The 14097-nt window shown below is 56.5% G+C and carries 16 protein-coding genes; 11 read left to right on the top strand and 5 right to left on the bottom strand.

The window, feature by feature from the left end; translation table 11 throughout:
- Entirely contained in the window at positions 1-843 is an 843-nt protein-coding gene (locus AC2FI7_RS14250) for an LOG family protein (protein WP_010440688.1), read from the bottom strand.
- A 78-nt stretch (positions 844-921) separates the two neighbouring features.
- On the opposite strand from AC2FI7_RS14250, the gene AC2FI7_RS14245 reads away from it, so the two are divergent.
- From AC2FI7_RS14245 to dapD, 5 genes are all read left to right on the top strand, one after another.
- Positions 922-1833: a threonine/serine dehydratase gene (locus tag AC2FI7_RS14245; RefSeq protein ID WP_010440690.1), complete on the top strand. Its 912-nt coding sequence runs from the start codon at positions 922-924 to the stop codon at positions 1831-1833.
- 44 nt (positions 1834-1877) lie between these two features.
- Complete coding sequence (locus AC2FI7_RS14240) at positions 1878-2477, top strand: GntR family transcriptional regulator (RefSeq protein WP_010440692.1); 600 nt, start codon at positions 1878-1880, stop codon at positions 2475-2477.
- Between the two features lie 118 nt (positions 2478-2595).
- A complete protein-coding gene (locus tag AC2FI7_RS14235; protein WP_010440694.1) occupies positions 2596-3183 on the top strand; it encodes a biotin transporter BioY in 588 nt (195 codons plus the stop codon).
- Positions 3176-4141, top strand: coding sequence for a biotin synthase BioB (gene bioB / locus AC2FI7_RS14230; RefSeq protein WP_010440696.1), 966 nt, complete (start codon positions 3176-3178; stop codon positions 4139-4141). The genes AC2FI7_RS14235 and bioB overlap by 8 nt, the downstream gene beginning before the upstream one ends.
- A gap of 91 nt (positions 4142-4232) precedes the next feature.
- Complete coding sequence (dapD, locus tag AC2FI7_RS14225; protein WP_010440698.1) at positions 4233-5060, top strand: 2,3,4,5-tetrahydropyridine-2,6-dicarboxylate N-succinyltransferase; 828 nt, start codon at positions 4233-4235, stop codon at positions 5058-5060.
- Positions 5061-5115: 55 nt separating this feature from the next.
- Here dapD and AC2FI7_RS14220 read toward each other — a convergent pair whose 3' ends face one another.
- On the bottom strand, positions 5116-6303 hold the full coding sequence (locus tag AC2FI7_RS14220; RefSeq protein WP_010440699.1) for an aromatic ring-hydroxylating oxygenase subunit alpha: 1188 nt from the start codon (positions 6301-6303) through the stop codon (positions 5116-5118).
- Between the two features lie 140 nt (positions 6304-6443).
- On the opposite strand from AC2FI7_RS14220, the gene AC2FI7_RS14215 reads away from it, so the two are divergent.
- Genes AC2FI7_RS14215 through AC2FI7_RS14205 form a run of 3 tightly spaced genes read left to right on the top strand, consistent with a single transcriptional unit; the run spans position 6444 to position 7667 of the window.
- Positions 6444-6680 (top strand): hypothetical protein, encoded by a 237-nt coding sequence (locus AC2FI7_RS14215; protein ID WP_010440701.1) that lies wholly within the window; start codon positions 6444-6446, stop codon positions 6678-6680.
- Positions 6681-6691: 11 nt separating this feature from the next.
- Complete coding sequence (locus AC2FI7_RS14210; RefSeq protein WP_010440703.1) at positions 6692-7285, top strand: TetR/AcrR family transcriptional regulator; 594 nt, start codon at positions 6692-6694, stop codon at positions 7283-7285.
- A 37-nt stretch (positions 7286-7322) separates the two neighbouring features.
- Positions 7323-7667, top strand: a complete 345-nt coding sequence (locus AC2FI7_RS14205) for a DUF8846 family protein (RefSeq protein WP_010440705.1) — start codon at positions 7323-7325, stop codon at positions 7665-7667.
- Here the strand turns inward: AC2FI7_RS14205 and AC2FI7_RS14200 are convergent.
- Positions 7664-8722, bottom strand: coding sequence for a transporter substrate-binding domain-containing protein (locus AC2FI7_RS14200; RefSeq protein WP_010440707.1), 1059 nt, complete (start codon positions 8720-8722; stop codon positions 7664-7666). The two genes, AC2FI7_RS14205 and AC2FI7_RS14200, sit on opposite strands and share 4 nt — an antisense overlap.
- 207 nt (positions 8723-8929) lie before the next feature.
- Between AC2FI7_RS14200 and dapE the strand changes: the two genes are divergently transcribed.
- The 3 genes from dapE to rnr are packed head-to-tail and all read left to right on the top strand — an operon-like array spanning position 8930 to position 12964.
- Positions 8930-10069, top strand: coding sequence for a succinyl-diaminopimelate desuccinylase (gene dapE / locus AC2FI7_RS14195; protein ID WP_010440708.1), 1140 nt, complete (start codon positions 8930-8932; stop codon positions 10067-10069).
- A 3-nt stretch (positions 10070-10072) separates the two neighbouring features.
- On the top strand, positions 10073-10648 hold the full coding sequence (locus tag AC2FI7_RS14190; RefSeq protein WP_010440711.1) for a TIGR04282 family arsenosugar biosynthesis glycosyltransferase: 576 nt from the start codon (positions 10073-10075) through the stop codon (positions 10646-10648).
- Positions 10649-10705: 57 nt separating this feature from the next.
- Entirely contained in the window at positions 10706-12964 is a 2259-nt protein-coding gene (rnr, locus tag AC2FI7_RS14185; RefSeq protein ID WP_010440712.1) for a ribonuclease R, read from the top strand.
- Here the strand turns inward: rnr and AC2FI7_RS14180 are convergent.
- Positions 12955-13341, bottom strand: a complete 387-nt coding sequence (locus AC2FI7_RS14180; RefSeq protein ID WP_010440713.1) for a DUF1801 domain-containing protein — start codon at positions 13339-13341, stop codon at positions 12955-12957. The genes rnr and AC2FI7_RS14180 overlap by 10 nt on opposite strands.
- Entirely contained in the window at positions 13338-14096 is a 759-nt protein-coding gene (locus AC2FI7_RS14175; RefSeq protein ID WP_238528778.1) for a glutathione S-transferase family protein, read from the bottom strand. The genes AC2FI7_RS14180 and AC2FI7_RS14175 overlap by 4 nt, the downstream gene beginning before the upstream one ends.
- Position 14097: the final 1 nt, after the last annotated feature.

Below are 14097 nucleotides of genomic sequence, written 5' to 3'. Positions count from 1 at the left end.
TCAGCGCCCCGGAATTTGGTCACGCGGGGGAGCAGGTTCCCAGTTCTCGATGATCTCGACCGCCTCTTGCGCGGTGTCGACAAAGCGGAACAGGTCCAGATCTTCGTCCGAGATGGTGCCCGCGTCCGCCAGCGCCTCCCAGTTGATGACTCTCTCCCAGAACTCACGCCCGAACAGCAGGAACGGAACGCGTTCCATCCGTCCTGTCTGGATTAGGGTCAGGGATTCGAACAACTCATCCATGGTGCCGAACCCGCCCGGGAAAATAGTGATGGCGCGGGCGCGCATCAGGAAGTGCATTTTGCGGATAGCAAAATAGTGGAAGTTGAAGCTGAGATCAGGCGTTACATACAGGTTCGGGGCCTGTTCGTGCGGCAGCACGATGTTCAGGCCGATCGAATAGCCACCCGCATCCAGTGCACCGCGATTACCCGCTTCCATTACGCCGGGTCCGCCGCCGGTGACGATCACATTCTCACGGCAACCGGTCTGGTTCGATTTCTCTGTCATCAGGCGCGCAAACTCGCGCGCCTCATCGTAGTATTTTGACAGCCCGGCCAAAGTCTCAGTCCGCGCCGTGTGTTTCTGGGCTGGTTCCGGGATGCGCGCACCGCCAAACATGACGATAGTCGAGGTGATCTCACGCTCGGTCATGATCATCTCGGGCTTGAGCAACTCCAGTTGCAGGCGAACGGGGCGCAGCTCATCCCGGCACAGGAAATCATCATCAGCGAAGGCAAGTCGATAGGCCGATGACCGCGTCTGCGGCGTGTCCGGCACTTCGCTTGCGGTCGAGCGGTCGGTCTGTGCGTCGCGAAAGGGGCTGAGGCGATCTTCTCTCATAAACGGGGTTCCCTGCTTGCGTGTTTCCAAAACAGCTATAGGGTTCGCGGGAAGAGTGCCAGTCACGGAAAGACAAGAATGGATTGGAAAAGTGAAATATTGGCAGCGCGGGATCGCATTGCCGGACATGCACAAATCACACCTGTGATGCAGAGCAATGCGCTGGGTTATCCGCTCGAGTTGAAGCTGGAGCATATGCAACACACTGGCAGCTTCAAAGCGCGCGGCGCGTTCAACACTTTGCTCAGCATGGATGTTCCTTCGGCGGGCGTGGTGGCGGCATCGGGTGGCAACCATGGAGCGGCTGCGGCTTATGCGGCGCATGCGTTAGGTCATCCGGCGAAGATTTTTGTGCCCGAGCTTGCAGGACCGTCGAAGATTTCCCTGATCGAACGGATCGGAGCCGATCTGAGCGTGGTTCCGGGGGAATATGCCAACGCTTTGACCATGGCTCAGGCACATGAGGCTGAATCTGGTGCAATGCAAATCCACGCCTATGACGCGCCCGCAACTGTTGCCGGGCAAGGGACGTGTTTTGCTGAATGGGACGCGCAGGGTTTGCAGGCAGATACAGTTCTGGTTGCTGTCGGTGGCGGCGGCCTGATTGCTGGGGCGCTGGCTTGGTTTCAGGGTGCGCGCAAGGTTGTGGCTGTCGAGCCGGAAACCTCCTGCGCGCTGAATGCTGCCTTGGCTGAAGGTGAGCCGGTTGATGTTTCGGTCTCAGGCATTGCAGCGAATGCGTTAGGCGCACGTCGAATTGGCGATATCTGCTTCGGTCTGGCACAGGGGATGACTTCGGTTTTGGTTCCCGATGAGGCGATAGCGCAGGCCCAGCAGACATTGTGGCAAGCTCATCGAATTTTGGTGGAACCAGCTGGGGCGGCAGCCATGGCTGCGCTGATCTCAGGTGCATATCAGCCCGAACCAGATGAGCGGGTTGCGGTTCTTATCTGCGGTGGGAATATTGCGCCGGACCCCCTGGCTGATTGAATTAACTGCTTGTGGAAACACGTTGTGAATTTTATCTATAATTTATGACTGCGACCATTGCCGACACGATATATCAAGCGCTGAGCCAGAAGATCATAACTGGCGACCTTGCCGCCGGTGAGAAGTTGCGTCAGGACCATATCGCGCGCGACTTTGAAACCAGCCATGTGCCGGTGCGCGAAGCGCTGCTGCGGCTTGAGGCACATGGATTGGCCAAAAGCGAGCCGCGAAAGGGCATGCGTGTCACTGCCTTGGACCCCGCCGAAGTGCGTGAGGTGATCGAAATGCGTGTCGCGCTTGAATCTCTGGCATTGCAGCATTCAGCGCAAAACATGACCCCAACCGCACTGAAAGTAGCTGATCGGGCGCGAAAAGACTGCGATGAGGCTGACAGTATGCCGCAATGGGAAGCGCGGAACAGAATCTTTCACCGAGCTATCCTGACGCCATGCGGCCTACCTCGCCTGTTGCATGCGATTGATGATCTGCATATTGCCAGCGCGCGGCATCTGTTCGCGCACTGGCGACCAAAATGGATGCAGCGGATCGATACGGATCACGCGGCCATAATTCAGGCGTTAAAAAGCAAAGATGTGTCAGCGGCGACATCGATTCTGGTGCGCCATATTCGCCGCGCAAATTGAGTTCTTTCAGGCAGTTAAGTGCTATTTTTTCACCGCTGAAGATTTCACTTGATTTTTAATAGATAAAAATGATGATCATGAGTCAACTGGTAAATAATTATCTATAAAAGGAAGTACAATGAAAGCCATGCTGCGATCCGCCTTGCCGACTACCGGTGCGCTCAGCCCGGCGGGACAGATCATCCGTGTCGTGATGGGCATCCTTCTGCTGACAGCCAGCGCAAAAGTCCAAGTGCCATTTTGGCCGGTGCCGATGACCCTGCAGGTCGCTGCCGTCATGGCGATTTCTGCAGCTTTCGGGATGCGCCTCGGATCCGCAACTGTGATTGGCTACATGGTGGCTGGGGCCGTCGGTCTGCCGGTTTTTGCTGGGACACCCGAAAAAGGCATCGGACTGGCCTATATGATGGGCGGCACTGGTGGCTATCTGCTGGGCTTCGTTTTTGCCTCGGCCATCGTCGGATGGGTGGCGGATAATCTGCGCAAGCTGTTTTTGGTCCCGGCCATGTTAGCTGGACTTGTAGCGATATACGCTCTGGGTCTGGGGTGGCTGGCCCAGTTTGTACCTGCGGACAAAGTGCTGGTTTACGGTTTCAGCCCGTTTATCGTAGGTGATCTCGTAAAGATCGCGTTGGCGGCCGTTATCGTGATTGGCCTGCCAACGGGTTTGATGCAGAAAATCCGCGGGTCGCAAGCGGATGCTTGATACAGGACAGGACATCCGCAGCAACTGGACCGTGGATGAGGTGGAGGCGCTACTGCGCCTCCCGCTGCTGGATCTGGTTGGCCGTGCAAATACCATCCATCGGACGTATCACGACCCGGAAGACATTCAGAAGGCCAGCCTGCTATCGATCAAAACCGGCAGCTGCCCAGAAGATTGTGCCTATTGCCCTCAATCCGCGCATCACCGCGAGGTCGAACTGACCAAAGAGAAATTGATGGACCCCGGGCATGTGGTCTCGCTGGCGAAACAGGCCAGGGAGGCCGGGGCCGAGCGGTTCTGCATGGGGGCCGCGTGGCGCCAAGTGCGGGATGGGGAAGAATTTGACAATGTTCTTGAAATGGTTCGGGGCGTTCGCAATCTGGGGATGGAAGCCTGCGTGACACTGGGCATGTTAAAGCCGCATCAGGCCCAACGACTCGCCGACGCGGGACTAACCGCCTACAATCACAACCTCGACACCTCGCCGGAATTCTATGGTGAGATCATCGGGACGCGCACCTATCAGGATCGGTTGGAAACACTCAGCTATTGCCGTGACGAAGGTATCGATCTGTGTTGTGGAGGTATCATCGGCATGGGTGAAAGTCTGCGGGATCGTGCTTCACTATTGCAGGTTCTAGCGAGTTTTGACCCACATCCCGAAAGCGTTCCGATCAATACTCTGATCCCGATTAAGGGTACTCCGCTGGAGCATCGAGAGAAGGTGAGCATCTTCGATCTGGTGCGCATGGTTGCGACCGCACGTATCACCATGCCAGCAACCCGCGTACGCCTGTCGGCGGGCCGGTCTGACTTTTCGACCGCAGAGCAGGCATTGTGTTTTCTCGCTGGCGCAAACTCGGTTTTCTACGGAGATGTTTTGCTGACCGCACCCAATGCTGGAACACAAAATGACAGGAACATGTTTACACTTCTTGGCGCAATAGCAGAAGATTGACGCATGTAGGGTTGCTTGCGTCGCATTGCGCCATGGTTCCACCTTGCGTATAGGCCACATCAACGTGAACAGATTCTCTAGGGAGACGCCTATGTCAAACGCGCAACTGGAAGCCGCCATCGAAGCCGCCTGGGACATGCGTGATACGATCACACCGGCCACGACGGGCGAGCAGCGTGAGGCCATCGAGGATACTCTGAATGCGTTGGACAGCGGTTCATTGCGCGTTGCCGAAAAGCAGGCAGATGGCAACTGGCACGTAAATCAGTGGGCTAAGAAGGCCGTTCTTCTGGGTTTCCGTATCAAGGATATGGAGATCCAAAATGGCGGCCCGCAAGCCGGTGGCTGGTGGGACAAGGTCGACAGCAAGTTCGCCGGTTGGGATGAGAACCAGTGGCGCGCTGCAGGATTCCGGGCGGTGCCCAACTGCGTCGTGCGCAAGTCAGCCTATATTGCACCCGGTGCGGTGTTGATGCCGTCATTTGTGAACCTGGGTGCTTATGTGGACGAAGGCACCATGGTCGATACCTGGGCAACGGTCGGTTCTTGCGCACAGATCGGAAAGAATGTGCACCTGTCGGGCGGTGTTGGCATCGGCGGAGTGCTGGAGCCAATGCAGGCTGGTCCCACCATCATCGAAGATAACTGCTTTATCGGCGCCCGTTCCGAGGTTGTTGAGGGCTGTATTGTCCGCGAAGGCTCGGTTCTGGGCATGGGCGTATTCATTGGCAAGTCGACCAAGATTGTCGATCGCGAAACCGGTGAGGTTATGTATGGCGAGGTTCCGCCCTATTCGGTGGTTGTTGCAGGCTCGATGCCGTCCAAGAACAACGTCAGCCTGTATTGCGCGGTCATCGTGAAACGCGTTGATGAAAAGACGCGCTCGAAAACCGGGATCAACGATCTGCTGCGCGACTGATCCTGAGCTGTTTATTTAAGATTTGGCCGCAGAGCAGATGTTGCGGCCAAATCTATTATTGCTTGGGCATCAACCCCAGCACTGTCTGTTGAAAGAAATCTATTGCGGCCTCGCCGCCAGCGCCTATGGCGAGAGCGCCCACTTCGAAGCGCGGAGATTGCATGGATTTTTGCATCTTTTCGCAAACCCAGACATCTTCGGTTTGGAAATCGCCCGTTTCCAACGGGTGTTTGGTCCAGTGCGAGGATTTGATCAGCCCTGTTTCGGCATCGTACCCGGGAATGTCAGCCGCGCGGTGCGTGTAAGTAAACCAGCCCTTCGGAGACCAGTTCCGCACCCTTAATCGCATCCTGTTTGCGCTTATGGGTTCCATCGTTGAAATCGAGAATCCCCAGGGATTGGGCGTTAGGATCGTGGTTGGGAAGAGCATGTAGACCCCGCCATACCCCGGAGTTTCAGCATTTTTAACGGTTTTCAAACCTGAACCTTTGGCGGAGTTTTCAACGAATTGCGGAATCCTGTGTTTCACACCTTCGCGCTCGGTCGACCACCAAATCATATTTTGACCAAACACCTCCCACAGGTTTTTGTCATGGGTCGGCCCTCCCAGCGTGTCTTTGTGCAGATAGGCGAGATGATAGCCATCAATTGCGTTCTCGAAGAAGACCTTCCAATTGCACTCGATTTCATAAACCACGTTGTCGGGATTTTCCTGCAGCTCGGTCGAGGTCAGATCATGCGGCCAAGGAACCTGATCCAGCCCGCTCAGCCAGTTGTCAAAATCCGCATCCGGGTCAGGATTAACGAAAACAAGATTGCGAAATACGCCCACAGCCGCCCCAAAAAGAGCATTGGATTTCTTGTCGAGATCAGGAAAGCACTCACGCTGGGCAGGAACTCCGCGCAAAGCACCGTCCAGATTATAGACCCAGTTGTGATAGGGGCAGACAATGGTTTTGCCTGCATTGCCGCATCCTTCCAGAAGTTCTGTACCACGATGGCGGCAAAGATTGTGAAACCCGCGTAACTCACCATCGGCGCCTTTGATGACAATTACGGAATTTGCTCCGGCTTTGATCGTGCGAAAATCTCCGGGTTCAGGAAAATCCATTGTCACACCGGCAAAGGTCCAGCAGCGGCTGAAGATTTGTGATTGCTCAACCTGAAACCAATCCTCTGAAACATAGGCTTCTCGCGGTAGTCGGTTTTTCGGTTTGTCGGGTAGCGATGCCGGGGCTTGCATGTCACTTCCTTAGATTGTCAAAAATGATAATTGTCATTATTGACAATAAAGCGATTTGTCCAGTATCCAATTTCAAGATTTCGACCGAAGGATAAGGCGGGTAGATGAAACCTGGAAAAAGCCTAAGGCATCACAAATGGATGACTATCGCGGCTGTGCTGGTGCTGCTGGCATCAACACTGGCGGGGGTATATGCGATCTGGGGTGTGGTTTTTGTGTACTGGGGCGTTCTGGCAATTCGATCAGGGCAGGCCTTTCTTGTTGAAGCTATTGAGCGCAAAGAGAACCCGGTTTTGTTCTGGGTGCTAACGGCGATGTGGTTCGGCTTCGGAGTACTTTACATCCTGACGGACATTTTCCCCACTCAGACCGCCTGAATGATTGACTCATGCCCAGAACCAGTTTGAAAGATGTCCGTACGAAGGAAATACTGAGCGCATTTACCAGATGTGTCGCGCGGTATGGATTGGATGGCTCAACACTCGCCCGTATCTCCGAAGAAGCGGGGATCGCGCGGCCTCTGCTTCGTCACTACCTTGGCAATCGCGAAGAAATGATCCAGCGCCTGCTGGACCATGTCCTGAGTGATTTTGCTATGCGGACAAAAACCTTCTTCGATATGTTGCCAGCAACAGGGCGCATTGATGCTTTGATCGAAGCGTTGTTTGGACGCGTTGATTATTCTTCTGAAAGCGCCGCCGTTTTTGCGGCTTTGGTAGCGGCCTCGGAGCGACACAAAGAAATTCGCCAACCCCTGTTGCGCTTCGTATACGAGTTTGAAGATCGTATCGCTGCTGAGATCAGTGCTGAGAATACAAGCGCTGATCCGAATCTTGTGGATGTCGCGGCTGCAGGGATCACAGCGATTTACTTCAATACAGATGCTGTAATGCCCTTGGTTCCAAAGGAAGGTTGGCGCGACAGGCAACGGGCAGCCGCATTGGTTTTGCTGGAAGCGGCCTGCCAGAGCGATCGGACCTGAGTTGACCCACACTCTGGCTCAGCGTATTGCGGGCCTTATGCAGAAGCAAAAGAAACCCTCGCGTCAGCAAGTCTATACTCTTCTGGTTCAGATTGGCCGGAAGGATGGAGATGGTTTGCCAAAAGACGCAACCGGAGCCGCGCTGATGTGCTTTGCCAGCGGTGTGGATGAGGCAGAAGCCGTGCGTGAAACGGTGGCGATTTTAAAACAGGCCGATACCGCTCCTCTGGATGTCACCGGCTACGGCACGCTTGCCGAGCGTGAAGCGCAGGGGCACGATATCGATCCGGATGAGCGGGCATTGATGCAGCGGGCGCTGGACGAAAACGCCGTCATAGTTGCGCAGATGACGCCATTCTTTGGAGACGAGAGCCCGGCTTAGTTTCGCGCTCCGAACCATTTGCGGTAGATTTCATCATAGGTACCGTCTTCGCGAAGAGACAGCAGTGCTTGGTTGACGTCTTCAACCAAAGGCGATCCGGTTGGGAAGGCGATGCCATAATTTTCGCGTAGGAAAATCCCGCCGGTCATACTTGCCGTTCTTCGACCCTCATGACTGGCGTAATAGGACAGAATGGGCGCATCGAATACGACTGCATCCAGATCCTTGTCTTTGAACGCAGCCAGCATGTCCTGAAGGTCGGCATAGCCCGTGAACTCGATCTCGCGGCGGTTCAGAAAGTTGGCTGCTGTTGAATCAGAGATGGTTCCGACTTGCTTGCCATAGAGGTCATTAACCGAATTCACGCTGCCGGTTATCGCATCTACAGTCATCACCGATGTGATCCGGGCCGTAAACACCGATACGATGAACAGCGAGGAAACCACCAGCACAACCCCCAGAATGCGCCCAAACGGCGTGCGGGGCATCCGCTCTTCAAACCCGCCATTGACCACGAGGTTGAGCGCCCACCAGAAGGAAGGGAACCAAGCCTCATTCAGTTTCCGGTCAAAATAGGGCTGCGCGCGTTTCTCGAAACTCCACATCAGCATGCCGCCGCCCAGAAGAATGGCAAAGGCCAGACCAATTGCGATGAACAGCTCGCGCGACAGCAGGGCGTGCAGTAAAGACGGTTGGCGCGCTGCCTCGGACGGAACCATGATCTGTAGCCCGGCTTCAAAGATGGGCTGGGTGAAATCCATTCGGGTTTCACGCATGGCGGTGATTGAAATATTCGCAATGGCCAGATCGGCTGACCCGTCTTGAACGGCCCCCAGCATTTCGCCAAAGCTCTCGACCCGGTTGATCGAATACTCCCAGCCCAGCGACTCAGATAACGCCGCCAGCAGGTCCATCGAGAAACCGGTCTGGACCCCGTCCTCGACAAACGAGAACGGAGGGCGGGTCACAGTTGTAACCGTGAGGGTCTGAGCCTGGCTTTGCTGCGCGAGAGTCGCGAAAGTCAGGCAGATCAATGCGAAGAAGACGCGCTTCATTTGGAATCACCTGTTTCGCGGCCCTCTAACCTAGTTCGGGGCAGCGCGGCAAGGCAGCCGCAGGGTCAAGGCTCATGTTTTGTTGGGGTGCTAAAATCGAAGTCTTTGGATTTTGGATTGGAAATCTGACTATTCGGGGTTGGCAAGCCGGGCAATTCGTTGAATCTGTGCACGAACACCGGCATCCATCAGAACAAGAGGCCCGTTATGACCGATCCAGTTGAGCTGACCGCAAATCTGATCCGTTGCCCTTCGGTCACACCCGAAGAGGGCGGCGCGCTGGTTTTACTGCAACGTGAACTTGCGGATGCAGGTTTTGAATGCACCCGTGTGGATCGCGGAGGCGTCAGCAACCTATTTGCGCGTTGGGGCAAGAAAGGACACGCTCGCAGCTTTGGCTTCAACGGCCACACGGATGTTGTTCCCTTGGGTGATGAGGCCGCTTGGACCGCGCCCCCGTTCGGAGCAGAAATTCGTGATGGAGTGATGTATGGCCGTGGTGCGACGGACATGAAATCTGGTGTGGCAGCCTTTGCCGCAGCAGCCATTGATTTTGTGCGCAATACGCCTCCGGATGGTGCGGTGATTCTGACAATTACAGGTGATGAAGAGGGTGATGCGGTCGATGGCACTGTCGCCCTGCTGGATCACATGGATGCGACGGATGAGCGGATGTCGGTCTGTCTAGTAGGGGAACCAACCTGTCCGAATAAGATGGGTGAAATGATGAAGATCGGTCGGCGCGGCTCAATGTCAGCTTGGTTTATCGTGACCGGGGTGCAGGGGCATTCTGCTTATCCGCACCGGGCGAATAACCCATTGCCAGCAATGGCGCGGTTGATGGATCGGCTGGCCAGTCGCGAGCTGGATCAGGGGACCGACCACTTTGATGCCTCAACATTGGCCGTGGTGACGATCGATACGGGCAATCCAGCGACGAACGTCATCCCGGCGCAATGCTCTGGAACAGTGAACATTCGGTTCAATGACCTGCACTCGGGCGTCAGCCTGAGCGACTGGTTGAAATCCGAGGCTGAATCAGTTGCCAAGGCGTTTGGAGTTGAAATCGAAACCAAGATCAAAATCTCAGGTGAGAGCTTTCTGACTCCTCCGGGTCGGCTTTCGGATCTGGTAGCGCGCGCCGTTGAGTCAGAAACCAATATCTGCCCCGAGCTTTCAACCACTGGCGGCACATCGGATGCCCGGTTCATCAAGAACCATTGCCCAGTGGTCGAATTCGGGCTGGTCGGGCGCACGATGCATCAGGTTGATGAGTGCGTTGAGGTGGCACAAATTCATCAGCTCAAGGCAATATACGCGCGTATTCTATCGGATTATTTTGCCTGATTGATGCAAAAGACTTTGGTCATCATGGTGAAAGAGCCACGTCCGGGGCGGGTGAAAACCCGTCTGGGACGCGATATTGGCATGGTCGGTGCGGCTTGGTGGTTTCGACATCAAACGCGGTCACTTGTCCGACGCCTGCGCGATCCGCGCTGGCAGATTGTTCTGGCGGTTACTCCGGATCGGGAGGGGATGAAAAGCCGTGTCTGGCCAGTCGATCTGCCGCGTAAGCCGCAAGGGCGCGGAAATCTCGGTGATCGTATGGGGCGGATGCTGCGCGGTGCCCCCGATGGGCCAGTATGTTTGATCGGTGCAGATATTCCGGGGATTACACGCGGACACATCGCGCGGGCCTTCGACGCATTGGGCCGGGCTGAAATCGTGTTCGGGCCAGCCCCTGACGGGGGCTATTGGTTGGTTGGTGCGCAGCGTTATAGTGCGTTGCCGTCAGGGATGTTCAACAACGTGCGCTGGTCGACTGAGAGTGCTTTGGCCGACACGCTGGCTTCGGTAAATGGACGTCGAGTGACGTTGCTGGATCACCTGCGCGATGTGGATACCGTGGCCGATCTGCACGGCTGACCCGACAGGCCGCTTTTTGGTCATGACGCGGTCGCATGCCCGTGCTAGGCCAAACTCATGACACGCATTCCGACCAAGCAAGAGGTCCTCGACTGGATCTCGGCGAACCCTACCCTGACCTCGAAACGTGATATCGCCAAGGCCTTTGGCATCAAGGGCGCAGATCGGATCGACCTGAAGCGCATCCTGAAAGAGCTTGAGGCCGAAGGGCATTTGGAAAAGCGCAAGCGCAGCTATCGTGATCCTGACCGCCTGCCGCCGGTCAGCGTGTTGCAGGTCAAGGCTCCGAACGCGGATGGCGATCTGTTTGCGCGACCGTTGGAATGGCACGGTGAGGGGATCGAGCCCATTATTCTGCTCATCACCCGCGCCAGCGATCCGGCATTGGGCGAGGGTGACCGCATTCTGGCCCGTCTGATCGTTGTGCACGAGGAAGACCATAATTACGAGGCGCGTCTGATCCGCCGCATCGGAACCAACCCACGCAAGGTCGTTGGCATCTTCCGCAAAGGGGCCGAGGGTGGCCGGATCGTACCTATCGACAAGGCTGGTTCCACCGAATGGCTGGTCGCGGACGGGGCCGTTCTGGGCGCCAAGGACGGGGAGTTGGTCGAGGCCGAGCAGGCCGGACCCAAGAACCGCATGGGCCTGCCACGCGCGCGCATTGTTGAACGGCTTGGCGATCCGACCGAGCCCAAGGCTGTCTCATTGATCGCCATCCACCAACATGGCATTCCTGACGATTTCCCGGACAATGTGATTGAAGAAGCCGACAAGTCCAAACCTGTTGGCCTGAAAGGGCGCGAAGACCTGCGGGATATGCCCTTGCTGACCATCGATCCTGCGGATGCACGGGACCATGACGACGCCTGTTATGCGCACGCAGACGATGATCCGAAGAACAAAGGTGGCCATGTAATCTGGGTCGCCATCGCCGATGTGGCCGCCTATGTGCAGCCCGGTACGGCGCTGGATCGTGAGGCACGCAAACGGGGCAATTCCAGTTACTTCCCCGACCGCGTAGTGCCGATGCTGCCGGATCGCCTGTCCGGTGATCTGTGTTCCCTGCACGAAGGCGTGCCGCGCGCCTGTATCGCGGTTCGGATGCAGATTGATGCCGAGGGTAACAAGATCGGCCACCGCTTTGCACGGGGTCTGATGCGTTCAGCCGCCTCACTGAACTATTCCGAGGTGCAGGAAGCGATCGATGGCAACCCGAACGACCGCACCGAGCCGTTGCTGGAGACCGTTCTAAAACCGCTCTATGCCGCCTATGACGCGTTGAAAAAAGCGCGGGCGGAGCGCCAACCGTTGGAGCTGGACTTGCCTGAACGCAAGATCGTTCTGAGCGATGCTGGCGAGGTGACCAGCGTCGCGTTCCGTGACCGATTGGATGCGCATAAGTTGATTGAGGAGTTCATGATCCTCGCCAATGTCGCTGCCGCCGAGACACTGATTGCCAAACGCCGCCCGCTGTTGTTTCGCGTCCACGAAGAGCCCGCACCTGAGAAGCTGGAAAGCCTGAGAGAGACGGCGCAAGCAGCAGGTTTGAATCTGGCCAAAGGGCAGGTGTTGCAGACCCGCCACCTGAACGCGCTGCTGAATGCTGCCGCGGGTACCGAAGATGCCGAGCTGATCAACCTAACCACTTTACGGTCGATGGCGCAGGCCTATTACAGTCCTGAAAACTTTGGACATTTTGGACTCGCCCTGCGGAATTATGCACATTTCACCTCACCCATCCGCCGCTATGCGGACCTGATCGTGCACCGCGCGCTGATCACGGCCCATGGCTGGGGGAAGGATGGGCTGACCGAGGAGGAAATCGCGCGGCTGGAGGAAACGGCCACCCATATCTCGGACACGGAACGCCGTTCCATGATGGCCGAGCGCGATACGACTGATCGCTATCTGGCGGCCTATCTTAGCGAGCGGGTCGGCAATGAGTTCACAGGCCGGATCAGCGGTATCGCACGTTTCGGGGCCTTCGTGAAGATGGATGAGACCGGAGCGGACGGTCTGGTGCCCGTGCGCTCGCTGGGGCGTGAGTTCTTTCATTTTGACCGTGAAGCCGGGACACTGATGGGTTCGGATACCGGCCTGATTATTGCCATTGGTCAGCGTGTCACCGTGCGGCTGACCGAGGCTACGCCTGTAACCGGCGGATTGGAATTGGAACTGCTCTCCATCGATGATCAAGCCCTGCCACGAGGACGCGGTCCAACCAAACGCGGGTCGCGGCGCAAGGCGGTCAGCACCAAGCGCAAGAAGGACAAAATCAAGCGCAAGGTTGAACGCAAACGCCGTCAGAGATGATAGGTTAACGCGCGCGCAATCAGCCAGCCGTGGCGTGTGGGGTCAATCTGATCGGGCGCATCGAATAGAATGGCGCGATTGCCATCGATCTGATCCTCACCGGGAAAAGCAGAAGTGAAATCCCCCATCAGTCTGCTCTGGCAGTGCACGAACAACGCAAACCGAGCGGCTTTGTGTCCGCCCAGTCGGATCGTTGATCCCTTGGGTGCCAAATAGGCTGGCTGACCCCACCGCAACGCTTCTTCCAGAGGCTGGGCCGGCGGTAGCGAGGCCGCAGTTTCGAAAATCAACTCGCGCAGCATAAGTGCTCCTGCGCGAGTTTCTTCTGGCATCGCCCCGTAAGCTGCGGCGACTTTTGCATCCTCAAAGGGTGTCATGACAGTGGGATCGCCTGTTCCATTCGATCGATATAGCTGCTGAGCAGCTTATCCTGTTTGATCCGGCGGGTCAGGGGGGTGTCGGACGGTGTCGCGCGCATCGCCGCCAGCATTGGACCGACGCTCATGTCCGCCGAGGTCGGTTCCTCTCCCATCAGGTAGGGCGATTGCCAAAGATAGGTTGAGATAGCTTCAAGGTCGCGCTCTAGCCGGTCCTGTCGTTCTGCGGGTGAGAATCGGGAAACACCCTGAAAGGCCAACCCTTTGACAACGGATTTACGGATCGAGTTCGAAACCGGCTTGCGGATCAGTGCTGGAATGACTGTGAAGAACGTATCGCGCAGGATTGGCCAGACCTCATCATTGGCCCAGCGATCCTGGACGACATGGAAGTAAAGATGTTCCTCTGCCATGCGGATTAGAGTACGGGATTGGGCTTTTTGCAGGCCATTCAAACCGGCATCGAAATCTGCACCCTGAGACTCGAGCCACTCGCGGATCAAGTCGCTGTCGGGGATCAGGCGCTCGGGTGTGCGCAGAACCGGCAGTTTCTGATGCGGCATCTTGCGGGGGTCCAAAAGGTCGGACCGCTGCCAGCGCTGTCCTGCCCGTTGAAGCATCAGGGCGGTTTTCACACAGAACGGGCTGGCACTGAACAGGCCGAACGCAGAGGGGAAAGTAAGAAGGGTCAGCATCATCAGCTCCATAATTGGGATGTCCGAGGGATACGCCTGACTAATGACAGTTTCTGACATT

The organism is Ruegeria sp. YTSA064 (assembly GCF_059610325.1).
This window is presented reverse-complemented; position numbering and strand designations above follow the sequence as displayed.

Excerpts from the sequence above, each read along its gene's own strand:
- dapE (WP_010440708.1), top strand. The coding sequence starts at position 8,930 with ATGACCGATCCAGTTGAGCTGACCGCAAATCTGATCCGTTGCCCTTCG.
- AC2FI7_RS14250 (WP_010440688.1), bottom strand. The coding sequence starts at position 843 with ATGAGAGAAGATCGCCTCAGCCCCTTTCGCGACGCACAGACCGACCGC.
- AC2FI7_RS14205 (WP_010440705.1), top strand. The coding sequence starts at position 7,323 with ATGCAGAAGCAAAAGAAACCCTCGCGTCAGCAAGTCTATACTCTTCTG.
- AC2FI7_RS14180 (WP_010440713.1), bottom strand. The coding sequence starts at position 13,341 with ATGACACCCTTTGAGGATGCAAAAGTCGCCGCAGCTTACGGGGCGATG.
- AC2FI7_RS14210 (WP_010440703.1), top strand. The coding sequence starts at position 6,692 with ATGCCCAGAACCAGTTTGAAAGATGTCCGTACGAAGGAAATACTGAGC.
- AC2FI7_RS14220 (WP_010440699.1), bottom strand. The coding sequence starts at position 6,303 with ATGCAAGCCCCGGCATCGCTACCCGACAAACCGAAAAACCGACTACCG.
- rnr (WP_010440712.1), top strand. The coding sequence starts at position 10,706 with ATGACACGCATTCCGACCAAGCAAGAGGTCCTCGACTGGATCTCGGCG.
- AC2FI7_RS14240 (WP_010440692.1), top strand. The coding sequence starts at position 1,878 with ATGACTGCGACCATTGCCGACACGATATATCAAGCGCTGAGCCAGAAG.
- AC2FI7_RS14190 (WP_010440711.1), top strand. The coding sequence starts at position 10,073 with ATGCAAAAGACTTTGGTCATCATGGTGAAAGAGCCACGTCCGGGGCGG.
- dapD (WP_010440698.1), top strand. The coding sequence starts at position 4,233 with ATGTCAAACGCGCAACTGGAAGCCGCCATCGAAGCCGCCTGGGACATG.
- AC2FI7_RS14175 (WP_238528778.1), bottom strand. The coding sequence starts at position 14,096 with ATGTCAGAAACTGTCATTAGTCAGGCGTATCCCTCGGACATCCCAATT.
- AC2FI7_RS14235 (WP_010440694.1), top strand. The coding sequence starts at position 2,596 with ATGAAAGCCATGCTGCGATCCGCCTTGCCGACTACCGGTGCGCTCAGC.
- AC2FI7_RS14215 (WP_010440701.1), top strand. The coding sequence starts at position 6,444 with ATGACTATCGCGGCTGTGCTGGTGCTGCTGGCATCAACACTGGCGGGG.
- AC2FI7_RS14200 (WP_010440707.1), bottom strand. The coding sequence starts at position 8,722 with ATGAAGCGCGTCTTCTTCGCATTGATCTGCCTGACTTTCGCGACTCTC.
- AC2FI7_RS14245 (WP_010440690.1), top strand. The coding sequence starts at position 922 with ATGGATTGGAAAAGTGAAATATTGGCAGCGCGGGATCGCATTGCCGGA.
- bioB (WP_010440696.1), top strand. The coding sequence starts at position 3,176 with ATGCTTGATACAGGACAGGACATCCGCAGCAACTGGACCGTGGATGAG.